Raw genomic sequence first — 23,737 nt, forward strand, 5'->3', positions numbered from 1 at the left:
ATGGCCAAATCGCTGTTGATCATCAGCCGCCAATCGCCATGGTCCGGCCCCGGTGCGCGGGAAGCGCTGGATATCGTGCTCGCCGGTGGCGCCTTCGATCTGCCGATCGGCTTGTTGTTTCTCGATGACGGCGTGCTGCAACTGGCCGCCGGGCAGAACGCCAGGGCCTTGCAGCAGAAAGACCTCAGCGCCAATCTGCAGGCGCTGCCGATGTTTGGTGTCGAAGAGCTGTTCTATTGCGCCGAAAGCGCCTGCGCTCGCGGTCTCGGCAAACTGTCGCTGGACGAAGCGCAGGCACTGGCCGCTGACCAAATCACCGCCCTTATTGACCGCTACGATCAGGTGATTACCCTCTGATGTCGACTTTGCATGTGTTGTCTCATTCCCCGTTCGGCGACGATCGTCTGAGCAGTTGTCTGCGCCTGCTCGGCAGCGCCGACGCCGTGTTGTTGTCCGGCGATGCGGTGTATGCGCTGCAACCGGACACTGCGCCGTTCGCTGCTCTGCAAGAGCGACCAATCAAACTTTTTGTATTGGTTGAGGACGCACAGGCGCGTGCGATCGAGGTTCCAGACTGGGCCGAGGCCATTGACTACCCGGCCTTCGTCGAACTGTCGATCCATCACGCCAAGGTCAACAGCTGGCTATGAATTCAATGACCGTCGGCGCCCGCGCCATCGAACTGGACAAGGACGGCTTTCTCGTTGACCTCAGCGACTGGTCGGCTGAAGTCGCCAGCGCCCTCGCCGCCGCCGAAGCCATCGAGTTGACGCCCGAACACTGGGAAGTCCTTGAGCTGCTGCGTAGCTTCTACGCCGAATTCCAGCTATCGCCGGCGACGCGGCCGCTTATCAAGTACACCGCGTTGAAACTCGGCGCCGACAAAGGCAACAGCCTGCACCTGAACCGACTGTTCAAAGGCACCCCTGCCAAACTCGCCGCGAAACTGGCGGGCCTGCCCAAACCGACGAATTGCCTATGAACGACTTTCCAGCTTTGACCCTCGAAACGCCTGCCGAGCATCCGTTCGCGCAATTCGTGCGCATTCTCGGCAAGGGCAAGCGCGGCGCCCGCGACCTGACGCGCGAAGAAGCCCGCGAGGCCATGGGCATGGTCCTTGATGACCAGGTCGAAGATACGCAACTTGGTGCTTTCCTGATGTTGCTGCGGCACAAGGAAGAGAGCGCCGAGGAAATGGCCGGTTTCACCGAAGCCCTGCGCGCACGCTTGCAAGCGCCTGGATTAAATGTCGACCTGGACTGGCCGACCTACGCCGGCAAAAAACGCCACCTGCCATGGTATCTGCTCGCGGCCAAGTGCCTGGCGCAGAATGGCGTGCGCATCTTCATGCACGGCGGCGGCGCGCATACGGCCGGGCGTCTGTACAGCGAACAACTGCTGGGCGAACTGAACATTCCCCTGTGCCGTGATTGGCAGCAGGTCGGCACGGCACTGGAAAAAGGCGGCCTGGCGTTTATGCCGCTGGTGGACTGGGCGCCGCAGTTGCAAAAGATGATCGACCTGCGCAATACCTTGGGCCTGCGGTCGCCGATCCACTCGCTGGCGCGGATTCTCAATCCGTTGGGCGCACGCTGCGGCCTGCAAAGCATTTTCCACCCGGGCTACCAAGCAGTGCATCGTGATGCCAGCGGCTTGCTCGGCGACACGGCAATTGTGGTCAAGGGCGATGGCGGTGAAGTCGAGATCAACCCCGACGCCACCAGCCACCTTTATGGCACCAGCGGCGGTCAGAGCTGGGTCGAAGAATGGCCGCAGCTGTCAGCGCAGCGCCATGTCAAACCCGCCTCGCTGGACACCGAACACTTGAAAGCCGTGTGGCGTGGCGATGTGGTCGACAGTTACCCGCAAATGGCCTTGATTGCGACCATGGCCCTCGCCCTGCGCGGTCTCGGTCAGGATCGCGAACAGGCCTTCGCAACCGCCGAACAGTATTGGGCGGCGCGCAACACATCGATCTAACCGATCATTAGCGCCCGATCTTTGCGCTTTTTGTTCGAACTCATCGGAATAGACTCGACTCCAACAAATATTGGTTTTGGGAGTCTTGATCATGGGTTTACTCGTCGACGGCCACTGGCAGGACAAGTGGTATGAAAGCAGCAAGGACGGCGCGTTCCAGCGCGAACAAGCGCAACGCCGCAACTGGGTGACCGCCGACGGTCAGCCAGGCCCCAGCGGTGAAGGCGGTTTCGCCGCCGAAGCCGGACGCTATCACCTCTACGTTTCCCTCGCCTGCCCTTGGGCGCATCGCACGCTGATTCTGCGCAAACTCAAAGGTCTGGAAAGTCTGATCGATGTTTCAGTGGTCAGCTGGTTGATGCTGGAGAACGGCTGGACTTTCGACACAGCGCTCGGCTCGACCGGCGACAAACTCGATGGTTTCGACTTCATGCACCAGCGCTATACGGCTGATACGCCTGACTACACCGGGCGCGTGACGGTGCCAGTGCTGTGGGACAAGAAACTCAAGCGCATCGTCAGCAATGAATCAGCGGAAATCATCCGCATGTTCAACAGCGCCTTCGACGAGATCACTGGTAACGATCTGGACTTTTATCCGGCGCCGCTACGCAACGAAATCGATGCGCTGAACGAGCGGATCTACCCGGCGGTGAACAACGGAGTCTATCGTGCCGGATTCGCCACCTCGCAACAGGCCTACGAACAGGCGTTCGATGAAGTCTTCGCCGAACTGGATCATCTGGAGCAACTGCTGGGCGCCAATCGCTACCTGAGCGGGGAATACCTGACCGAGGCCGATGTGCGCCTGTTCACCACGATGATTCGTTTCGACGCGGTGTATCACGGCCACTTCAAGTGCAACCTGCGGCGGATTGCCGACTACCCGAACCTGTCGAACTGGCTGCGCGAGTTGTATCAGTGGCCGGGGATTGCCGAGACGGTGGATTTCCAGCACATCAAGCATCACTACTACGGCAGCCACAAAACCATCAACCCGACCGGCGTGGTGCCGAAGGGGCCGCAGCAGGATTTCAGCGTGGCGCATGATCGCGAGCGGTTGATCGGGAAAGGGGTTTGGCGCCGGGGTTGATTAGCTCGGTATTGGTTCGAGACCCCGTTCGCGAGCAGGCTCGCTCCCACACCGGATTTGTGCATGACACAGATCCAATGTGGGAGCGAGCCTGCTCGCGAAGGGAACGACGCGGTGTTTAGACCTGCGCCTGAGCCCCTTCAAACCACGCCAGCTTCTCGCGCAGTTGCACGACTTCGCCAACGATCACCAGGGTCGGCGCATGCACTTCATGCTCTGCCACCATTTGCGGCAGATCCGCCAGCGTGCCGGTGAAAACCCGCTGATTGACCGTGGTGCCCTGCTGGATCAATGCCGCCGGGGTATCCGCCGCGCGACCGTGCTTGATCAACTGCTCACAGATGATCGGCAAACCCACCAGGCCCATGTAGAACACCAGCGTCTGCGCCGGGGCGACCAGATCGGCCCATGGCAGATCGGTGGAACCATCCTTCAAGTGGCCAGTGACAAACCGCACGGACTGCGCATGGTCACGGTGGGTCAATGGAATCCCCGCATAAGCGGCGCAACCGCTGGCCGCGGTAATGCCGGGGACCACCTGGAATGGAATACCGTGGGCCGCGAGTTCTTCGATCTCTTCGCCACCGCGGCCGAAGATAAACGGATCGCCACCCTTCAACCGCACCACCCGCTTGCCGGCCTTGGCCAGATCGACCAGTTGCTGGTTGATCTGATCTTGCGGCACTGCGTGTTCAGAACGACGCTTGCCGACATACACCCGCTCGGCATCGCGACGGCACAACTCGAGAATCGCCGGCGCCACCAGACGGTCATAGAGCACCACATCGGCTTGTTGCATCAGACGCAGTGCGCGGAAGGTCAACAGATCCGGATCACCCGGGCCGGCACCGACCAGATAAACCTCGCCAGTGGTGACCATGGGCTCGCCATCGACCTTGGCCTGCAACAGGCGCTCGGCTTCAGCGCCCTGCCCGGCCAGTTGACGATCGGCAATCGGGCCTTGGAAAACGTCTTCCCAGAAGCCACGACGCTGCTGAACATCCGGAAACAGGTTTTTCACCTGATGACGGAAACGCGCAGCCAGCCCTGCCAATTGACCGTAAGTGGAAGGAATCCAGGTTTCGACTTTCGCGCGGATCAGGCGCGCCAGTACCGGCGCATCACCGCCGCTGGAGACGGCAATGATTAGCGGCGAGCGATCGACGATTGCCGGGAAGATCACGCTGCACAAGGCCGGCGCATCGACCACGTTGACCGGCACGCAACGGCGGTGGGCGTCGGTGGAGACTTGCGCGTTGAGCGTTTCGTCGTCGGTAGCGGCAATGATCAGTCCGCAACCGTCCAGATCCGTTTCGGCGTAACCGCGCAACAGGCATTCACCGCCGCTGGCAGCGACCAGTTCAGCCAGTTGCGTTTCGATTTCAGGTGCGACCACCCGCAGCAGCGCACCGGCATCGGCCAGCAGGCGGGATTTGCGCAAGGCAATTTCCCCCCCACCGACAACCAACACACGACTGCCGCGAAGGTTGTGAAACAGCGGCAGATATTTCATTTAGCCGATGACCTCAAGGCCACCCATGTACGGTTTGAGCACGTCCGGCACGCGGATCGAACCGTCGGCCTGCTGGTAGTTTTCCAGTACCGCCACCAGAGTACGACCGACCGCCAGGCCGGAACCGTTCAAGGTGTGCACCAGTTCAGGCTTGCCGGTTTCCGGGTTGCGGAAACGCGCCTGCATGCGCCGCGCCTGGAAGTCGCCGCAGTTGGAGCACGAGGAGATTTCGCGGTATTTGTCCTGGCTCGGAATCCACACTTCGAGGTCGTAGGTCTTGACCGCGCTGAAGCCCATATCGCCGGTGCACAGTGCCAGGGTGCGGTAAGGCAGGCCGAGCAGTTGCAGGACTTTTTCGGCGTTGGCGGTCAGGCCTTCCAGCGCTTCCATCGATTGCGATGGCTCGACGATCTGGACCATTTCGACTTTGTCGAACTGGTGCTGGCGGATCATGCCACGCGTGTCGCGGCCCGACGCACCGGCTTCGCTGCGGAAGCATGGGGTATGGGCGACGAACTTGATCGGCAGCAGTTTCGAATCGACGATTTCGCCGGCAACGATGTTGGTCAGCGACACTTCGGCAGTCGGGATCAGGTACAGATCGGCTTCGCCTTCGCGGGCGATCTTGAACAGGTCTTCTTCGAACTTCGGCAGCTGGCCGGTGCCTTGCAGCGCCGGAGCCTGAACCAGATAAGGCGTGTAAGCCTCTTCATAGCCGTGCTCGTTGACGTGCAGGTTGATCATGAACTGCGCCAGTGCACGATGCAGACGGGCGATCGGGCCGCGCAGCAAGGCGAAACGCGCGCCGGACAGCTTGGCGGCGGTTTCGAAGTCCAGCCAGCCGAACTTCTCGCCGAGGGCGACGTGATCTTTCACTTCGAAATCGAATTGGGTCGGGGTGCCCCAGCGGCGCACTTCGACGTTGTCGTCTTCGTCCTTGCCGACCGGAACCGACTCGTGCGGCAGGTTGGGGATACCGAGCAGGATCGAATCCAGTTCGGTCTGGATCGCATCCAGCTCGACCTTGCCAGCGCTCAGCTCGCCCGCCATGCGCTCGACGTCCGCCATCAGCGGCGCGATGTCTTCGCCACGCTGCTTGGCCTGCCCGATGGATTTGGAACGCGCGTTACGCTCAGCCTGCAATGCTTCGGTGCGGGTCTGGACGGTCTTGCGCTGTTCTTCCAGCGCTTCGATGCGCGCGGTGTCCAGCGCAAAGCTACGGGAAGCCAGGCGGTCCGCTACGTCCTGAAGGTTGCTACGTAACAGTTTGGAATCGAGCATGTCGGTTTCTCGTTATCAAAGTTTGGTCAGGGACAGGCCGGCCCACGTCGCGAGCAGCCCGCCGAATACGCTGAGTGCGGCGTAGCCCAGGGCCAGCAACACTTGCCCGCTTTCCAGCAGGCGCACCGTATCCAGTGAAAAGGATGAAAAAGTCGTCAGCCCCCCGAGGAAGCCGACCATCAACCCGGCGCGCACCTCGATCGGCACCTCCGGGCGTATCAGAAACAGGCCGTACAACACGCCAATCAGCAGGCAGCCCACGATATTAACGGCCAGCGTCGCGGTATAGAAGTGCCGCGGCCAATTGGCGCTGACCCAATTACCGGTGGCGAAGCGCAACAATGTCCCGGCAACACCGCCGACCGACACTGCAAGGATCAATGGGACCACTATTTTCTCCGCTGCCGAGGGCTCAGACGATCGAGCTGAGCGAGGTGATTGAGCTTTTCGCCGATCTTCAACTCCAGGCCACGGGGCACTGGCTGATAGAACGGAATCGGCTCGAGTTCTTCCGGAAAATAGTCTTCGCCGGCGGCATAGGCGTCCGGCTCGTCGTGGGCGTAGCGGTATTCGTCGCCATAACCCAATTGCTTCATCAGCTTGGTCGGGGCATTGCGCAGGTGCAGCGGGACTTCCAGCGAGCCGTTCTCAGCCGCTGCGCGCAGCGCGGTTTTGAAGCCCATGTACACCGCATTGCTTTTCGGTGCGCAGGCCAGATAAGTAATGGCCTGGGCGACCGCCAATTCGCCCTCGGGGCTGCCGAGACGCTCCTGCACTTCCCACGCTGCCAGACACAGACTGAGTGCTCGCGGGTCGGCGTTGCCGATGTCTTCGCTGGCCATGCGCACCACGCGCCGCGCCAGGTACAGCGGATCGCAGCCGCCGTCGATCATCCGCGCAAACCAGTACAACGCGCCGTCAGGGTTGGAACCGCGTACCGATTTGTGCAGCGCCGAGATCTGGTCGTAAAACGCTTCGCCGCCCTTGTCGAAACGTCGGCGGGTATCGCCGAGCAGGCTTTGCAGCAACTCGGTGCCGATTTCGCTGTTGTCTTCGGCCAGATCAGAGGCGTTTTCCAGCAGATTGAGCAGGCGCCGGCCATCACCATCAGCGGCGGACAGCAGCATCTGAAAACCTTCATCGCTCAGTGTCAGGTTGCGCTTGCCCAGCCCGCGCTCTTCGGTCAAAGCCCGATGCACCAGTTTGCGCAGCGCCGCTTCGTCGAGGCTTTTCAGGACGTAGACGCGTGCCCGCGACAACAAGGCGTTGTTGAGTTCGAACGAAGGGTTTTCGGTGGTGGCGCCGATGAAGATCAGCGTGCCGTCTTCCACGTACGGCAGAAACGCGTCCTGCTGCGACTTGTTGAAGCGGTGCACTTCATCGACAAACAAGATCGTGCGCTTGCCGTATTGGCCGGCCTGCTGCTTGGCGATCTCAACGGCCTGACGGATTTCCTTGACCCCGGCGAGCACCGCCGAAACCGTTTCGAAGTGCGCATCAGAGACTTCCGCGAGCAGACGCGCCAGGGTGGTCTTGCCCACGCCCGGCGGCCCCCAGAAGATCATCGAATGCAGCGCGCCCTGCTCCAGCGCCTCACGCAGAGGCTTGCCGCGAGCGAGCACGTGTTCCTGACCGACGTACTCATCCAGATTGGCCGCACGCAGACGCGCGGCCAAGGGTTGGGCAATCGGTGCACTGCGAAACAGATCCATCACGTAGCGTTGAAACCTCTGATTTTCTGAAATCTGCTGAAGAACCTGTGGTGAGGGATTTTATCCCCGTTGGGCTGCGAAGCGGCCCCAAAAGCGACGACTGCTGCGCAGCCGGACGGGGATAAATCCCCTCGCCACAATAGCCCCTCAATAGCAGGCCCTCACCACAAAGGCCCTGACACAAAGGGCCGGTGTTTATTCCTGGATAACGTCGGCACCCTTGGGAATGTCGAATTTGAATTTCGACGCTGGCACCGCTTCGTTGGCCTTGACCCCGGTAAACAGGATATTGGTGCGCTGGCCGACGCTGTCGATCAGTTGCATGTCATTGAGCAGACCGTTACGGAACGACAGGCGCAGGTTATCGAACAGCGTGTCCTTGGTCTTCGGCTTGAGGGTGAAGTCGATCACACCGCCAGCCTCTTTCGCGCTGATGTCGAAGCTCTGGCTGATTTTCGAGACATCACCCGACAGCAGCAGCGCCGGCGTCTGGGTCAGCCGCTCGTCGAGCTTCTTGATGGTTGCCTGCTCCAGATCCGGGTCCCACAGGGTGACTTTCTTGCCATCGGAGACCATGGTCTGCTCGGCCGGCGCGTTGGTGTGCCAGTAGAACAGGCCCGGACGCTGCAGGGTCATGTTGCCGGTGGTTTCCTGCAATTGGGTACCGCTGCCGTCGAGGGTCAACTGCGAGAAGTTGGCCGACAGGGTTTTCGATGTTTCCAGCAACTGGGTCAGACGCGCCACGTCCTTTTCATCAGCGTGGGCCGTGAGTGTGGTCAGCGCCAGTACTGGCAACAGCATGCGGATAAGGCGCATGAGAGTCCTCTTGAATACTCGTGGGAGAGCGGGTGGCGCGTCATTGCGCCACCCGAGTCGTTGCGTTTCAGTCGCGTACCGGGCCTGGGGCCAGGACTTCACGCGAACCGTTGGTGTTCATTGAGGTAACGACGCCGGCCATTTCCATCGCTTCGATCATCCGCGCGGCGCGGTTGTAGCCGATCTTCAGCTTGCGCTGCACAGCGGAAATCGACGCACGACGGCTTTCGAGGACGAACTGCACCGCTTCGTCATACAGCGCGTCGGCTTCCGGATCATCACCGTCGCCACCACCGCTGCTGCCTTCAAAGCCGCTACCCGCCTCTTCGACACCGTTGAGGATGTCGTCGTTGTATTCCGGCGCACCGCGCAGCTTCCACGCTTCGACCACACGATGAACTTCATCGTCGGAGACGAACGCGCCGTGCACCCGGATCGGCAGACTGGTGCCCGGCGGCATGTAGAGCATGTCACCGTGACCGAGCAGTTGTTCGGCGCCACCCTGGTCGATGATGGTCCGCGAGTCGATCTTGCTCGATACCTGGAACGCCATACGGGTCGGGATGTTGGCCTTGATCAGGCCGGTGATCACGTCCACCGAAGGGCGCTGGGTTGCGAGGATCAAGTGAATACCCGCCGCACGCGCCTTCTGCGCAATACGCGCGATCAGTTCTTCGACCTTCTTGCCGACGATCATCATCATGTCGGCGAATTCGTCCACCACTACGACGATTGTCGGCAGTTTCTGCAGCAGCGGCGCTTCGTCGTGAATGCTTTCGCGCTTGTACAGCGGATCGCTCAACGGCTCGCCGGCATCCTGGGCTTCCTTGACCTTGGCGTTGAAGCCGGAGAGGTTACGCACGCCCATTTTCGCCATCAGCTTGTAGCGACGCTCCATCTCGGCAACGCTCCAGCGCAAGGCGTTGGCGGCGTCCTTCATGTCGGTCACCACCGGGCAGAGCAGGTGCGGAATGCCTTCGTAGATCGACAGCTCAAGCATTTTCGGGTCGATCATGATCAGCTTGGCATCGTCGGGGCCGGACTTGAACAGGATCGACAGGATCATCGCGTTCACACCCACGGACTTACCGGAACCGGTGGTACCGGCCACCAGCAAGTGCGGCATCTTCGCCAGGTCGGTGATGACCGGCTTGCCGCCGATGTCATGACCGAGCGCCAGGGTGACCGGCGATTTGAAGTTGTCGTACTCGGGGGTCGACAGCACCTCGGAGAAACGCACGATCTGGCGGTCTTCGTTGGGAATCTCGATACCGACAGTGGTCTTGCCCGGAATCACCTCGACCACGCGCACACTGGTCACCGCCAGCGAACGTGCCAGGTCCTTGGCCAGGTTGGCGATGCGGCTGACTTTTACCCCGGCGGCAGGCTGGATTTCGTAACGGGTAATCACCGGGCCCGGGTGGATCGAGTCAACGGTGACTTCGACGCCGAATTCCTTGAGCTTGATTTCCAGCAAGTGGCCGACCGCTGCCAAGGACTCAGGAGAATAGTTGAGCTGTTTCTTTTCCGCTGGATCAAGAATGGAGATCGGCGGCAAGGTGCCTTCGACCGCGCTGTCGACGAACAACGGCGCCTGCTTCTCTTTCTGCACGCGCTTGCTCGGCTCCGGCGCCTTGGCTGGTGCCGGCGCGATCACCGGCGGCACCTGCTTCTCGCGGTCGGACATGTGCTTGCTCAGCGCTTGTTCACGCTCGATCAGGCGTTCCTTGACCTTGGCCTGTTCACGCTTGTCGGTGACAGTCGGTGCGACCACATCGTGGACGCGGTCATCGACCTCACGCAGTTGCGCGACCAGTTGCTTGCGCTCGGTGCGCGCCGACCACCAGCGGTTGAGCGCGCCCTGGAACAGCTCGAACAGATCGAGGGTGATCTTGCCGGTGACGTCCATCACCTTGAACCACGACAGGTCGGTGAATACGGTCAGGCCGAACAGGAACAGCGCGATGAACAGCAGCGTGCTGCCTTGAATGTTCAGCGCATTCTTCGCCAGATCGCCAAGGCTTTCGCCCAGGGCACCGCCAGCGCCGGCGGGCAGACCGGTCGCGGCGTGGAAGTGAATGTGCGCCAGCGCAGCGCCGGAGAGCACGAGGAATACCAGACCGATCAGGCGCCAGGAAAACAGCCAGCCGCTCCACTGCCACGGCTCATGGCGTTGACGAAATATCTGGTACGCCTTGACCGCCAGCAGCAACGGGAAGATATAGGCGAAGTAGCCGAGCACCATGAACAGGATATCGGCGCTGTACGAGCCGGCCGGGCCGCCGAAGTTCTGCACATCGTCGATCTTGCTGTTATGGCTCCAGCCCGGATCGTCCTTGCCGTAAGTCAGCAAAGCCATCATCAGGAACAGGCACAAGGCACCGATGGCGATCAATGCACCTTCCTTGAGCCGGTAGTGCAGTTGCTGGCGCCAGAGCGGAACGACTGTTTTGGGTGCTTCGGTGGTCTTCTTCAAAACGCTTCTTTTCCTGCGCCCGAGGCGCGTCCATCTATTGAATGACGATAAAAACTGCCCAATCCAGGCAGGTAGAAAAGGTGAAAAGCCCAACTGAGACTACTTTTAACACTGTGCCACTGGTTTTATAAACACAGCCATAAACACCGTGCGCAGCGTAATGCGGGTCACAGCCCGGCATTGTACGGGTTTGTGCGCCCGACGCCATGCTTGAGCCCCTGGCCTTGAGCATAGCCAAACGCACACGCACTGCGTTGCAATTGGAGCATGCATTGTCTTTTGTGACAAAGGCTTATGAGCTGTATTTGATGAACGTAGCGAGGCTGGCCAGATCAGGCGCACGGAAATGCTCGACAGGCATCGCCACGGTGACGCTTACGACCACGGGCGACACATCAAGTTGCAGCTCGATGCTCACCGCACCAGACATCTGTACAGGACATCTGCGCCGTTTCGCGGCAAACTCTTCAACAGGGCCTGCACGCCCATGACCGCCCTCCCCTTCTGCAAGCCTGGATGCCATGCTGACTTGGTTACAACGTAATTCCCTGACCTTTCCGCCACTGGAAAAAGCCATGCGCGAGCCGAACGGATTGCTCGCCGCTGGTGGCGACCTGTCCGCCGACCGCCTGATCCAGGCCTATCGCCATGGCTGCTTTCCCTGGTTCTCCGAAGGCCAACCCATTCTCTGGTGGTCGCCAGACCCTCGCACCGTGCTGTTTCCCGACGAACTGCACGTCTCGCGCAGCCTCGGCAAGCTGCTGCGCAAGCAACGCTATCAAGTGACCTTCGATCAGGATTTCGACGCCGTCATCCGCGCCTGCGCTGCCCCGCGTGACTACGCCGACGGCACCTGGATCACCGAGGCCATGCAGGATGCTTACGTAGAATTGCATCGGCGCGGTTTCGCTCATTCGGTTGAGGTCTGGGACGAGGGACAGCTGGTCGGCGGCCTGTACGGGCTGGCGATGGGCCAACTGTTTTTTGGCGAGTCGATGTTCAGCCGTGCCGACAACGCGTCCAAATATGGCTTTGCCACGCTGGTGAAGCATTTGAAAGCCGCCGGGTTTGTGCTGATCGACTGCCAGATGCCGACCGATCACCTGCACAGCCTCGGTGCGCGATCCATTCCGCGGGGCGAATTCGCCGACTATCTGCAGCGCCATCTCGACCAACCGAATTCGGCGATCTGGGTTTGCTGAGCGACTTTTGCGCAGGTGGCTTACACTTAATCCACCAGCTTATCCCGAGGGTTGATTCATGACCGAGTTGGCGCGTTTGAAGTTTTATGCCACTCAGCCCCACTCTTGCAGTTATCTGCCCGAGGAGCAGGCCACGACGCTGTTTCTCGACCCGAGTCAGCCCATGGATGTGCATGTCTACGCAGACCTGTCGGAAATGGGCTTTCGTCGCAGTGGCGATCATCTGTACCGGCCGCATTGCCAGAATTGCAATGCGTGCGTGCCCGCGCGCATTCCTTCCGCCCAGTTCATCGCCAATCGCCAGCAGAAGCGTATCTACAAACGCAACGCCGACCTGCAAGTGCAGCCGGTCAAGCCGCACTTCAGCGAAGAATATTTCGACCTGTACCAGCGCTACATCGAACAGCGCCATGCCGACGGCGACATGTACCCGCCAAGCCGTGATCAGTTCTCGACGTTCCTGGTGCGCGACCTGCCCTTCTCGCGATTCTACGAGTTTCGACTCGACGGACGGTTGCTCGCGGTAGCAGTCACCGATCTGCTGCCCAACGGCTTGTCGGCGGTGTATACCTTCTACGAACCGAACGAAGAACGCCGCAGCCTCGGCCGTTACGCGATCCTCTGGCAAATCGCCGAAAGCCAGCGCCTGGGCCTTGAAGCGGTGTACCTGGGTTACTGGATCAAGAACTGCAAAAAGATGAACTACAAGACGCAATATCGGCCCATTGAATTGCTGATCAATCAGCGCTGGGTCGTCCTGAACTAAACCTGCGGCCTAAACCCCTTGGCGTAAACCCCATTTTTCGGGCACAATGCACGCCGCTTTTGCCTGGCGCAGTTGCACCGGGCCATTCATTGGATACCGAGGGCTTTACTGCATGTCGAAAGAAGACAGCTTCGAAATGGAAGGCACTGTCGTCGACACCCTGCCCAACACCATGTTTCGTGTGGAGTTGGAAAATGGGCACGTCGTAACCGCGCATATTTCCGGCAAGATGCGCAAGAACTACATTCGTATTCTTACCGGTGACAAAGTGCGCGTCGAGCTGACGCCCTATGATTTGAGCAAAGGGCGGATCACTTACCGCGCTCGTTAATCAAGTCAATACAGAACGCCCGGGTTATGCCGGGCGTTTTTGTTTGTCTGGGATTTGGGTTTTGTGGGTTTTGTGGGCATATCCGATGCCGCGGATGCTGCCGCTGGCGCGCTGTGTACGACTGCGTCGTACGGTCGCTACGCTTCCACCCCCGGATCGATCCCGTACCGAAGCCTGCCGAAGGGGCAAAAGATCGAGAGCCGGACCAAAAGGCAAAGCCAAAGCAAAAACAAAAGCCAGATCAAAAGATCGCAGCCTTCGGCAGCTCCTACAGTTGGATCGCGGGTATCCGAGGGAAATTGGTTGACCTGCAGGGCGCCATCGCGAGCAGGCTCACTCCTACAATTGGATCGAGTACATCAACGAGAAAAAGGTCGGTTGTCAGGCCGCCTTCGCGAGCAGGCTCGCTCCCACAGAAAAGCAAAAGCAAAGTCAAAAAATCGCAGCCTCCGGCAGCTCCTACACAATGAGCGTTAGCTCGAGTACCGCTTTTGATCTTGATCCACCGGCGACGTCGGAAGGCTGAGCGGAGGGATTGATCCGGGCGTGGGAGCGCAGCGACCGTCTGGCGCAGCCAGACACAGCGGAAGGAGGTGCAGCGAAGCAAACCGTAGCCGCTGCGCCCGGATCGATCCCGCAGCGAAGGAACCCGAGCCTGCGAGGGCCGAACGCAGGAGCTAGCGTTTTTTGCTTACTTTTTTTGGCGCTTGTAAAAAAGTAAGTCGCCGTCAGGCGAAACCATAAGCAGCCGTTACCGCAGTAACGGATATACCCCCAACCCCGAGACAAAAGAAAGGCGCCCGAAGGCGCCCTCTTACACCACAGCCGTCAGGCCATCTCTGCAGTGGTTTCGAAGTCGAACGTCAACTCCCCATCCTTGATGTCGATGTGCACCACACCGCCATGCTCGGCCAGTTCGCCAAACAGAATCTCCTCCGCCAGCGGACGCTTGATCTTGTCCTGGATCAGACGCGCCATCGGACGTGCGCCCATCGCCGAGTCATAACCACCCGCCGCCAGCCAACTACGCGCCGCATCGGTAACCTCAAGCAACACACGCTTGTCTTCCAGCTGCGCCTGAAGCTCGGTAAGGAACTTGTCCACCACACTTTTGATGACCTCATGACTGAGGCGACCAAACTGGATAATGGTGTCCAGACGGTTACGGAATTCCGGCGTGAAGCTCTTCTTGATCACTTCCATGGCATCAGACGAGTGGTCCTGATGGGTGAAACCGATCGAAGCCCGCGCGGCCGTTTCGGCACCCGCGTTGGTGGTCATGATCACGATCACGTTGCGGAAGTCCGCTTTGCGCCCGTTGTTATCGGTCAGCGTGCCGTGGTCCATAACCTGCAACAGCAGGTTGAAGACTTCCGGGTGCGCCTTCTCGATTTCATCGAGCAGCAATACGCAATGCGGCTGCTTGGTGATCGCTTCGGTCAACAGACCGCCCTGATCGAAACCGACATAGCCTGGAGGCGCACCAATCAGACGCGACACGGTGTGACGCTCCATGTACTCGGACATGTCGAAACGCACCAGTTCAATGCCAAGGGCCTTGGCCAGTTGTCGCGCGGCCTCGGTTTTACCGACACCGGTAGGCCCGGCAAACAGGAACGAACCGACTGGCTTGTCCGGCGACTTGAGCCCGGCACGCGACAGCTTGATCGCAGTCGACAGCGAATCGATCGCTGCGTCCTGACCAAACACCGTCAGCTTCAGGTCACGCTCCAGGTTACGCAGCAGCTCTTTGTCGGAACTGGTGACATGCTTTGGCGGAATCCGCGCGATTTTCGCGACGATGTCCTCGACCTGCGGCACTTCGATACGCTTGACGCGCATCTCTACCGGTTGCAGACGCTGGTAGGCGCCCGCTTCGTCGATCACGTCGATGGCCTTGTCCGGCATGTGCCGGTCATTGATGTAGCGCGACGCCAGTTCGGCAGCGGCACGCAACGACTCATCGCTGTATTCGATATTGTGGTGCTGCTCGAAACGCCCTTTCAGACCGCGCAGGATACCGATGGTGTCTTCCACCGATGGCTCGACGACATCGACCTTCTGGAAGCGACGCGCCAAGGCGCGATCTTTTTCGAAGATGCCGCGAAATTCCTGGAATGTGGTCGAACCGATGCAGCGAATATCGCCAGACGACAGCAGCGGCTTGAGCAGGTTGGACGCATCCATCACGCCACCGGACGCAGCGCCAGCACCAATGATGGTGTGGATCTCGTCGATGAACAGGATCGCCTGCGGACGCTTTTTCAGCTCATTGAGCAGCGCCTTGAAGCGCTTCTCGAAATCACCGCGATACTTGGTGCCCGCGAGCAGAGCGCCAAGATCGAGCGAGTAGACAACCGCATTGGCCAGCAGATCTGGTACCTGGTTGTCGACGATGCGCTTGGCCAGGCCTTCGGCAATCGCGGTTTTACCCACGCCCGCTTCACCCACCAGCAGCGGATTGTTCTTGCGCCGGCGCGCGAGAATCTGCGCGACACGCTCGACCTCCGACTCACGGCCGACCAGCGGATCAATGCGACCCTGGCGCGCGAGTTCGTTGAGGTTGCTGGCATAAGCATCCAGAGGATTGCCTGAAGAAGAAGACTCACCGCCCTCGTCGTCCTGCATATCTTGTTCACCTTCAGAGTGATCGCCATGCCCCGGCACTTTCGAAATGCCGTGTGCGATGTAGTTGACGACATCGATGCGCGCAACGCTCTGCTGTTTCAGCAGGAACACTGCCTGACTCTCTTGCTCACTGAAGATGGCGACCAGCACGTTGGCGCCGGTCACTTCGCGTTTGCCCGAGCTCTGTACGTGAAAAACAGCACGCTGCAGGACACGCTGGAAGCCCAGGGTTGGCTGGGTTTCGCGATCCTCGTCATGCACGGGGATCAATGGCGTGGTGGAGTCGATGAACTCCTGCAGATCATGTTTGAGTTTGTCGAGGTTTGCGCCGCAGGCACGCAAAACGGTGGCGGCAGCCTCATTATCCAATAGCGCCAGCAGGAGATGTTCGACGGTCATGAACTCATGACGCTTCGAACGAGCCTCCTTGAAGGCAAGATTGAGGGTGACTTCGAGCTCGCGGTTTAACATAGCTTCACCTCATACCCAAGTGGTCGGCGATTAACCGTCCTTCTCGATTTCACAGAGTAGCGGATGCTGGCTTTCCCTGGCGTACTGGTTGACCTGCATGGCCTTTGTCTCGGCGATGTCGCGGGTAAACACTCCACATACTGCCCGGCCTTCTATATGGACGGCCAGCATGACCTTGGTCGCCAGCTCGCGATTCAGGTTAAAAAACACCTCGAGCACTTCGACGACGAAATCCATCGGTGTGTAGTCATCGTTGAACAAAACCACCTTGTACATCGGCGGCGCCTGTAACGCGGGCTTTGCTTCCTGAACAGCAACGCCTGCCGAATCGTCGTCGTGCTCCTGTGGAAGATCCTTTTGGAGAAGCGGGCGATCCTGATTGAATGTTAGTCGAATCTGGCTGATTGCATGCATGGAAAAAAAGGTTCGTCAGTTGTGCGAATACAGTGGTGGGGGCGGTTGCACACGTTTTCAACTACGACTGCCCGGTCACCTTGACTATCGGGAAAACGGTGTTACAACCAATAGAGCCCACAGTGGGTAAAAAAGATCCGCGGAGTCAATTCTTTTATCGAATTCGATTGCGGATGTCGTGGATGATACTCCAGCGATGGAGTCTGTTGCAGAGGGATTTGAGCATGGCTGTCGGCAAGGTGAAATGGTTCAACAATGCCAAGGGATTCGGCTTTATCAATACCGACGCCCGGGAAGGTCGCGATGAGGATGGCAAGGACATTGATTTCTTTGCCCACTACTCGGCCATTGAAATGGAAGGGTACAAGACCCTGAAAGCGGGTCAGGCGGTGACCTTCGAGATCGTTCATGGCCCTAAAGGCTTGCATGCCGTGAAGATAACTTCGGTCGAAGCAGCTCCCACGCCAAGCTCGATTGCCACGGAACAACAAACGGCAACCAGTTGAAGCCTCAAAACATTCGGTCATAAAAAACCGCCTGACTCAACCCATCGAGTCAGGCGGTTTTTGCGTGCCTGCGACTTTTACATATGCGAAATCAACGCATCCCCGAACCCGGAAGACGAAACCAGCTTGGCCCCATCCATCAAACGCTCGAAATCATAAGTAACAGTCTTGGCGCCGATCGCACCGTTGGTGCCCTTGATGATCAGGTCCGCCGCTTCCGTCCAGCCCATATGACGCAGCATCATCTCGGCCGAGAGAATCAGCGAGCCCGGGTTGACCTGGTCCTTGCCGGCATACTTCGGCGCAGTACCGTGGGTCGCTTCGAACATCGCTACGGTGTCGGACAGGTTGGCACCCGGCGCAATACCGATACCACCCACTTCCGCCGCCAGCGCGTCGGACAGGTAGTCACCGTTGAGGTTAAGCGTAGCGATCACATCGTATTCCGCCGGGCGCAGCAGGATCTGCTGGAGCATGGCGTCGGCAATGGCGTCCTTGACCACAACGTTCTTGCCGGTTTTCGGGTTCTTGAACTGCATCCACGGACCGCCGTCCAGCAGGGTCGCGCCGAACTCTTCGGCCGCCACTTCGTAGGCCCATTCCTTGAAGGCACCCTCGGTGAACTTCATGATGTTGCCTTTGTGCACGATGGTCAGCGAATCGCGGTCATTGTCGACTACATATTGCAGAGCCTTGCGCGCCAGACGCTTGGTGCCCTCGCGGGAGACCGGCTTGACACCGATGCCGCAGTTTTCGTCGAAACGGATCTTGGTAACGCCCATTTCTTCTTTAAGGAATTTGATGACCTTGGTGGCTTCCGGCGAACCGGCCTTCCATTCGATACCGGCGTAGATGTCTTCGGAGTTCTCGCGGAAGATGGTCATGTCGACGTCGCCGGGCTTTTTCACCGGGCTCGGCACGCCTTCGAACCAGCGCACCGGACGCAGGCAGACGTACAGGTCGAGTTGCTGACGCAGGGCCACGTTCAGCGAGCGGATGCCGCCACCGACCGGAGTGGTCAGCGGGCCTTTGATGGAGACCACGTAATCCTTGACCGCGTCGAGGGTTTCCTGCGGCAGCCAGGTGTCCTGGTCATAAACCTGAGTGGCTTTTTCGCCGGCGTAGACTTCCATCCAGGAAATCTTGCGCTTGCCGCCGTAGGCCTTTTCAACAGCAGCATCGACAACCTTGATCATCACCGGACTGATGTCGACACCAATACCGTCACCTTCGATGAAGGGGATGATCGGGTTATCAGGAACATTGAGAGAATGGTCTGCATTGACAGTGATTTTGTCACCGACGGCTGGAACCTGAATCTTCTTGTAACCCATGCTGAACTCCATTGTTTGGATTGAACACCTGGCTTGCTTCGAGCGTAACCCAGTTGAATCAACACGCAAACCCTATGTTCCGCCGCCGCGCACATCTCGTTTCCTACAAGCCTGAAAGCAAAGGGAAAAGCGCCAAACTCCAGCATTCGTAACGAGTCTTTGCCCGGTCGCGCCCTGCGACCTTTAGACCAATGGACGAGAATCGTTGCATATGAACCATCGGCAGATTGCCAGCTACCTATGTATAATGCCGCCCGCTGACCACAGGGTCACGACGGCTGGCCTCTCTAGCACGAGACTTTCCGCCTGATTGGTCGGGTTGTTACCGCAGCCTGACTGCTTGACGCTCTACTGATGCACCCAACATCACCGCGAAGAATCTCGACATTCGGTTCATGGATGACTTTGAACGAACGCGCTTACCCGGCGCCCCTCGAGTTTCTGCGCACGCTTTAGCAAAGAAGAGAGAGTTAATCCGAATATGCCCACCCGCTCGAAGATCATCTATACCTTCACCGACGAAGCTCCTGCCCTCGCCACCTATTCCCTGCTGCCGATCATCGAGGCTTACACCGCCTCGGCCGATATCGCCGTGGAAACCCGCGATATCTCTCTTGCAGCACGCATCCTGGCAAGCTTCCCCGAGCAACTGGGCGACAAAGCCGTAGCCGACCACCTCGCCGAACTGGGCGACCTGGCCGTTACGCCTGAAGCCAACATCATCAAGCTGCCGAACATCAGTGCTTCGGTGCCACAACTGCAAGCCGCGATCAAAGAGCTGCAGGCGCAGGGCTACAACCTGCCGGACTATCCGGAAACCGTGACCAGCGACGCCGAAAAAGACGCCCGGGCGCGTTACGACAAGGTCAAGGGCAGCGCCGTGAACCCGGTTCTGCGCGAAGGCAACTCCGACCGCCGCGCTCCGCTGTCGGTGAAGAACTACGCGCGCAAGCACCCGCACAAAATGGGCGCCTGGGCCAAGGACTCCAAGTCCCACGTCGCGCACATGAGCACCGGCGATTTCTACGGCAGCGAAAAAGCTGTCCTGATCGACGCCGCTGACGCTGTGAAGATCGAGCTGATCGCCAAGGACGGTGCTGCCACCGTTCTGAAAGAAAAAACCACCGTTCAGGCCGGCGAGATCCTCGACTGCGCCGTGATGAGCAAAAACGCCCTGCGTGCGTTCATCGCTGCCGAGATCGAAAGCGCCAAGGCCCAGGGCGTGCTGCTCTCGGTGCACCTGAAAGCGACCATGATGAAGGTCTCCGACCCGATCATGTTCGGCCAGATCGTTGCCGAGTTCTATAAAGACGCTCTGACCAAGCACGCTGACGTGCTGAACCAGATCGGCTTCAACCTGAACAACGGCATCGGCGATCTGTACGCGCGCATCAAGGCCCTGCCGGCCGACCAGCAAGCGCAGATCGAAGCCGATATCGCAGCGGTCTACGCCGTTCGTCCGTCGCTGGCGATGGTCAACTCCGACAAAGGCATCACCAACCTGCACGTGCCGAGCGACGTCATCGTTGACGCCTCGATGCCAGCGATGATTCGTGACTCCGGCAAGATGTGGGGCACCGACGGTCAGTTGCACGACACCAAGGCTGTGATCCCGGATCGTTGCTACGCGACCATCTACCAGGCCGTGATCGAAGATTGCAAAGCCAACGGCGCTTTCGACCCGACCACCATGGGCAGCGTGCCGAACGTCGGTTTGATGGCGAAGAAAGCCGAAGAGTACGGCTCCCACGACAAGACCTTCCAGATCAAGGCTGACGGCGTTGTTCGCGTCACCGACAGCAAAGGCAAGCTGCTGATGGAACAGGCTGTCGAAGCCGGCGACATCTTCCGCATGTGCCAGACCAAAGACGCGCCGATCCAGGACTGGGTCAAACTGGCCGTCAACCGTGCTCGCGCCAGCAGCACGCCGGCGATCTTCTGGCTTGACCCGATGCGCGCTCACGATGGCGTAGTGATCGAGAAAGTTCAGGCGTACCTGAAGGATCACGACACCAGCGGTCTGGACATCCAGATCATGGCTCCAGTCGACGCGATGAAGTACACCCTGAAGCGCACCCGCGAAGGCAAGGACACCATTTCGGTGACCGGTAACGTACTGCGCGACTACCTGACCGACCTGTTCCCGATCATGGAACTGGGCACCAGCGCCAAGATGCTGTCGATCGTGCCGCTGATGAACGGCGGTGGTCTGTTCGAAACCGGCGCCGGCGGTTCGGCTCCGAAGCACGTGCAGCAACTGGTTGAAGAAAACTTCCTGCGCTGGGATTCGCTGGGTGAGTTCCTCGCCCTGGCCGCTTCCCTCGAGCATCTGGGTGTGAACTACAACAACCCGAAAGCACTGGTGCTGTCGAAAACCCTGGACCAGGCCACCGGCCAGTTCCTCGACAACAACAAGTCGCCATCGCGCAAAGTCGGCAACATCGACAACCGCGGCAGCCACTTCTACCTGGCGATGTACTGGGCTCAGGCCCTGGCCGCCCAGACTGAAGACGCTGCACTGCAAGCGCAGTTCGCGACTCTGGCCAAAACCCTGACCGAGAACGAAGCAACTATCGTTGCCGAGCTCAACGCCGTTCAGGGCAAGCCAGTCGACATCGGCGGTTACTACCACGCCGACGCCGAGCTGATCAGCAAGGCCATGCGCCCAAGCGCAACCTTCAACGCGGCGATTGCTGCGCTGGTTTAAGGTTGTAATGCGGTAAACAAACCCCGGCCGAGTGCCGGGGTTTGTGTTTTTACTGACAACATAAATCCCTTGTGGGAGCGAGCCTGCTCGCGAATGCGGTTTATCATTCAGCACCTTCGTTGACTGACCCACCGCTTTCGCGAGCAGGCTCGCTCCCACAGGGGGTCGGGTTTTAACCTGGATATTGAGGAAGGTTTTATGGAATGGCTCCCCCACATCACCGTCGCCACCATCGTCGAGGACAACGGCCGTTTCCTGATGGTCGAAGAGCACAAAGGCGGGCGCAATGTGCTCAACCAGCCCGCCGGGCATCTCGATCCGGATGAAACCCTGATCAACGCGGCGATTCGCGAAACCCTCGAAGAAACCGGTTGGGACGTCGAACCCACCGGCGTGATCGGCATTTATCTGTACACCGCACCGAGCAACGGCGTGACTTACCAGCGCATATGCTTCAGCGCCAAAGCCGTGCAGCACCACCCGGATTACCAACTCGACGACGGCATCGTCGGCGCCAAGTGGCTGACCCGCGAAGAATTAATCGCCCAGCGCGACAACTGGCGCAGCGAGCTGATCATCCGTTGCATCGACGATTATCTGGCCGGTCATCACTTCAGCCTCGAACTGATCCGCCCTTCTCTTTAGCCTTGCGGCCGCGAGCCTGATAGAATCGCGCCCTTTTCCAAGACACTCATTGAACCCCTATGCGTGATCCAGCCCCTTCTGACACATCCAAGAAGCGCGTCATTGTCGGCATGTCCGGCGGCGTGGACTCTTCCGTTTCTGCCCTTCTGCTGATCGAGCAGGGTTATGAAGTGGAAGGCCTGTTCATGAAGAACTGGGAAGAAGACGACGGAACGGAATACTGCACCGCCATGGACGACCTGGCGGATGCTCAGGCTGTCTGCGACAAGATCGGCATCAAGCTGCACACCGCCAACTTCGCGGCCGAGTACTGGGACAACGTGTTCGAGCACTTCCTTGCCGAGTACAAGGCCGGTCGCACGCCGAACCCGGACATCCTGTGCAACCGCGAGATCAAGTTCAAGGCGTTCCTCGACTACGCGATGATGCTCGGCGCCGACCTGATCGCCACCGGTCACTACGTGCGCCGTCGCGACATCGATGGCCGCACCGAACTGCTCAAGGGCCTCGATCCGAACAAGGATCAGAGCTACTTCCTGCACGCCGTTGGCGGCGAACAGATCGCCAAGACCCTGTTCCCGGTCGGCGAACTGGAAAAGCCTGAAGTCCGCGCGATTGCCGAGAAATACGAACTGGCCACCGCCAAGAAGAAGGATTCCACCGGGATCTGCTTCATCGGCGAGCGTCGTTTCAGCGACTTCCTCAAGCAGTACCTGCCGGCACAACCGGGTGAGATCAAGACCACCGAAGGCGAAGTCATCGGCCGTCACCACGGCTTGATGTACCACACCATCGGCCAGCGTCAGGGCCTCGGCATAGGCGGCTTGAAGGATGCCGGCGATGAGCCGTGGTACGTGCTGCGCAAGGATCTGCAGACCAACGAGCTGATCGTCGGTCAGGGCAACAACCATCCATGGCTGTTCTCCAGCGCCCTGCTCGCTTCGGAAATCTACTGGGTCAATCCGATCGACCTGAGCCAGCCGCTACGCCTGACGGCGAAAGTGCGCTATCGCCAGAGCGATCAGGCCTGCACCCTGGAAAAAACCGCCAACGGTTATCGCGCCGTGTTCGACGAACCGCAACGCGCGGTGACGCCGGGCCAGTCGGTGGTGTTCTATGACGGTGAAATCTGCCTCGGCGGCGGCGTGATCGAAGTGGCCGAGCCGTGGAGCGCCCAGGCATGAGCCCGACTCAGGAGCAACTGACGGCGCTGGGCGGTGTGTTTCTCGCCGCCGTGCTGGTCGACCGCATCGCCAAGACCGGCCAGACCAACGAGGCCGGCCTGAGTTGCATGCTCGGCAGCCTGCTGGTACGGGATCCGAAAGATACGCTGGACGTGTACGGTGGCGACGACATCAATCTGCGCGAGGGTTATCGCGCGCTGATTGGCGCACTGGAGCGCGATCCGAGCACCTTGCAGCGCGAGCCGTTGCGCTACGCGCTGTCGATGCTCGGTCTGGAGCGGCAATTGGCCAAGCGTGACGACATGCTTGAGACGATTGCCAAACGCCTGCCGCAGATTCAGTCGCAGGTGGAGCATTTTGGCCCTGCGCACGAAAACGTCATCGCCGCTTGCGGTGCGTTGTATCAGGACACTTTGAGCACCCTGCGCCAGCGCATTCAGGTGCACGGCGACATGCGCAACCTGCAGCAGCCGAGCAATGCCTCGAAAATCCGCGCCCTGCTCCTCGCTGGTATCCGCTCGGCGCGCCTGTGGCGTCAGCTCGGTGGTCATCGCTGGCAGTTGGTGATCAGCCGCCGCAAGCTGCTCAAAGAGCTTTATCCGTTGATGCGCAGCGAGTAAACGCCGCGTCATGAAGGCTTTGTAGTCTGTAACGCGTAATACGCCGGTCAGTTGGCGA

Annotated in this window: 23 protein-coding genes; 13 read left to right on the forward strand and 10 right to left on the reverse strand. The window is 59.5% G+C overall.

Features of this window, described 5'->3' with window-relative positions; genetic code table 11:
* The 5 genes from tusC (at window position 1) to PS14A_RS15425 (ending at window position 3,073) form a co-directional block, all read left to right on the forward strand.
* The gene (gene tusC, locus PS14A_RS15405) at window positions 1–357 is read left to right on the forward strand and encodes a sulfurtransferase complex subunit TusC (RefSeq protein WP_212616658.1); all 357 of its coding nucleotides are present in this window, start codon (window positions 1–3) and stop codon (window positions 355–357) included.
* A complete protein-coding gene (gene tusB / locus PS14A_RS15410) occupies window positions 357–650 on the forward strand; it encodes a sulfurtransferase complex subunit TusB (RefSeq protein ID WP_186566414.1) in 294 nt (97 codons plus the stop codon). The genes tusC and tusB overlap by 1 nt, the downstream gene beginning before the upstream one ends.
* The gene (locus PS14A_RS15415) at window positions 647–982 is read left to right on the forward strand and encodes a TusE/DsrC/DsvC family sulfur relay protein (RefSeq protein WP_212616659.1); all 336 of its coding nucleotides are present in this window, start codon (window positions 647–649) and stop codon (window positions 980–982) included. Before tusB ends, PS14A_RS15415 begins: the two co-directional genes overlap by 4 nt.
* The gene (locus tag PS14A_RS15420) at window positions 979–1,980 is read left to right on the forward strand and encodes a glycosyl transferase family protein (protein WP_212616660.1); all 1,002 of its coding nucleotides are present in this window, start codon (window positions 979–981) and stop codon (window positions 1,978–1,980) included. Before PS14A_RS15415 ends, PS14A_RS15420 begins: the two co-directional genes overlap by 4 nt.
* 91 nt (window positions 1,981–2,071) lie before the next feature.
* Complete coding sequence (locus PS14A_RS15425) at window positions 2,072–3,073, forward strand: glutathione S-transferase family protein (RefSeq protein WP_212616661.1); 1,002 nt, start codon at window positions 2,072–2,074, stop codon at window positions 3,071–3,073.
* A 118-nt stretch (window positions 3,074–3,191) separates the two neighbouring features.
* Here the strand turns inward: PS14A_RS15425 and cysG are convergent, their stop codons facing one another.
* The 7 genes from cysG to PS14A_RS15460 form a co-directional block, all read right to left on the reverse strand.
* Entirely contained in the window at window positions 3,192–4,586 is a 1,395-nt protein-coding gene (cysG, locus tag PS14A_RS15430) for a siroheme synthase CysG (RefSeq protein WP_212616662.1), read from the reverse strand.
* Window positions 4,587–5,867 (reverse strand): serine--tRNA ligase, encoded by a 1,281-nt coding sequence (gene serS / locus PS14A_RS15435; RefSeq protein ID WP_212616663.1) that lies wholly within the window; start codon window positions 5,865–5,867, stop codon window positions 4,587–4,589.
* A gap of 15 nt (window positions 5,868–5,882) precedes the next feature.
* Window positions 5,883–6,257, reverse strand: a complete 375-nt coding sequence (crcB, locus tag PS14A_RS15440) for a fluoride efflux transporter CrcB (protein WP_016775261.1) — start codon at window positions 6,255–6,257, stop codon at window positions 5,883–5,885.
* Window positions 6,257–7,579: a replication-associated recombination protein A gene (locus PS14A_RS15445; RefSeq protein ID WP_042609225.1), complete on the reverse strand. Its 1,323-nt coding sequence runs from the start codon at window positions 7,577–7,579 to the stop codon at window positions 6,257–6,259. Before PS14A_RS15445 ends, crcB begins: the two co-directional genes overlap by 1 nt.
* 195 nt (window positions 7,580–7,774) lie before the next feature.
* The gene (gene lolA, locus PS14A_RS15450) at window positions 7,775–8,395 is read right to left on the reverse strand and encodes an outer membrane lipoprotein chaperone LolA (RefSeq protein ID WP_056788905.1); all 621 of its coding nucleotides are present in this window, start codon (window positions 8,393–8,395) and stop codon (window positions 7,775–7,777) included.
* 67 nt (window positions 8,396–8,462) lie between these two features.
* Window positions 8,463–10,871: a DNA translocase FtsK gene (ftsK, locus tag PS14A_RS15455; protein WP_041477069.1), complete on the reverse strand. Its 2,409-nt coding sequence runs from the start codon at window positions 10,869–10,871 to the stop codon at window positions 8,463–8,465.
* A 292-nt stretch (window positions 10,872–11,163) separates the two neighbouring features.
* Window positions 11,164–11,301: a hypothetical protein gene (locus PS14A_RS15460; RefSeq protein WP_212616664.1), complete on the reverse strand. Its 138-nt coding sequence runs from the start codon at window positions 11,299–11,301 to the stop codon at window positions 11,164–11,166.
* Between the two features lie 91 nt (window positions 11,302–11,392).
* On the opposite strand from PS14A_RS15460, the gene aat reads away from it, so the two are divergent.
* The 3 genes from aat to infA all read left to right on the forward strand — a co-directional run bounded on the left by aat (window position 11,393) and on the right by infA (window position 13,170).
* Window positions 11,393–12,073 carry a leucyl/phenylalanyl-tRNA--protein transferase gene (gene aat / locus PS14A_RS15465; protein WP_130912871.1) on the forward strand — a complete coding sequence of 227 codons (681 nt, stop codon included), beginning with the start codon at window positions 11,393–11,395 and terminating at the stop codon, window positions 12,071–12,073.
* 58 nt (window positions 12,074–12,131) lie between these two features.
* Window positions 12,132–12,839, forward strand: coding sequence for an arginyltransferase (locus PS14A_RS15470; RefSeq protein ID WP_212616665.1), 708 nt, complete (start codon window positions 12,132–12,134; stop codon window positions 12,837–12,839).
* Between the two features lie 112 nt (window positions 12,840–12,951).
* Entirely contained in the window at window positions 12,952–13,170 is a 219-nt protein-coding gene (gene infA, locus PS14A_RS15475; RefSeq protein ID WP_002553999.1) for a translation initiation factor IF-1, read from the forward strand.
* Window positions 13,171–13,998: 828 nt separating this feature from the next.
* Here infA and clpA read toward each other — a convergent pair.
* Together clpA and clpS are read right to left on the reverse strand one after the other, a co-directional pair.
* The gene (gene clpA, locus PS14A_RS15480; RefSeq protein WP_016775266.1) at window positions 13,999–16,269 is read right to left on the reverse strand and encodes an ATP-dependent Clp protease ATP-binding subunit ClpA; all 2,271 of its coding nucleotides are present in this window, start codon (window positions 16,267–16,269) and stop codon (window positions 13,999–14,001) included.
* A gap of 30 nt (window positions 16,270–16,299) precedes the next feature.
* Window positions 16,300–16,683, reverse strand: a complete 384-nt coding sequence (gene clpS / locus PS14A_RS15485; RefSeq protein ID WP_212616666.1) for an ATP-dependent Clp protease adapter ClpS — start codon at window positions 16,681–16,683, stop codon at window positions 16,300–16,302.
* Between the two features lie 224 nt (window positions 16,684–16,907).
* Between clpS and PS14A_RS15490 the strand changes: the two genes are divergently transcribed.
* The gene (locus PS14A_RS15490) at window positions 16,908–17,189 is read left to right on the forward strand and encodes a cold shock domain-containing protein (RefSeq protein WP_130912652.1); all 282 of its coding nucleotides are present in this window, start codon (window positions 16,908–16,910) and stop codon (window positions 17,187–17,189) included.
* Window positions 17,190–17,266: 77 nt separating this feature from the next.
* Here PS14A_RS15490 and icd read toward each other — a convergent pair whose 3' ends face one another.
* Window positions 17,267–18,523, reverse strand: a complete 1,257-nt coding sequence (icd, locus tag PS14A_RS15495) for an NADP-dependent isocitrate dehydrogenase (protein ID WP_024013414.1) — start codon at window positions 18,521–18,523, stop codon at window positions 17,267–17,269.
* A gap of 481 nt (window positions 18,524–19,004) precedes the next feature.
* Here icd and PS14A_RS15500 point away from each other — a divergent pair, with 481 nt between their 5' ends.
* From PS14A_RS15500 to hflD, 4 genes are all read left to right on the forward strand, one after another.
* Window positions 19,005–21,230, forward strand: coding sequence for an NADP-dependent isocitrate dehydrogenase (locus tag PS14A_RS15500; RefSeq protein WP_137214788.1), 2,226 nt, complete (start codon window positions 19,005–19,007; stop codon window positions 21,228–21,230).
* 198 nt (window positions 21,231–21,428) lie between these two features.
* Window positions 21,429–21,875, forward strand: coding sequence for an NUDIX hydrolase (locus PS14A_RS15505; protein WP_137214787.1), 447 nt, complete (start codon window positions 21,429–21,431; stop codon window positions 21,873–21,875).
* Window positions 21,876–21,934: 59 nt separating this feature from the next.
* Window positions 21,935–23,059: a tRNA 2-thiouridine(34) synthase MnmA gene (gene mnmA / locus PS14A_RS15510; RefSeq protein ID WP_212616667.1), complete on the forward strand. Its 1,125-nt coding sequence runs from the start codon at window positions 21,935–21,937 to the stop codon at window positions 23,057–23,059.
* Window positions 23,056–23,679, forward strand: a complete 624-nt coding sequence (gene hflD, locus PS14A_RS15515) for a high frequency lysogenization protein HflD (protein WP_130912656.1) — start codon at window positions 23,056–23,058, stop codon at window positions 23,677–23,679. Before mnmA ends, hflD begins: the two co-directional genes overlap by 4 nt.
* The last annotated feature ends 58 nt before the right edge of the window (window positions 23,680–23,737 follow it).

This window comes from Pseudomonas sp. 14A (assembly GCF_018132745.1).
Lineage (GTDB): Bacteria > Pseudomonadota > Gammaproteobacteria > Pseudomonadales > Pseudomonadaceae > Aquipseudomonas > Aquipseudomonas mercuritolerans.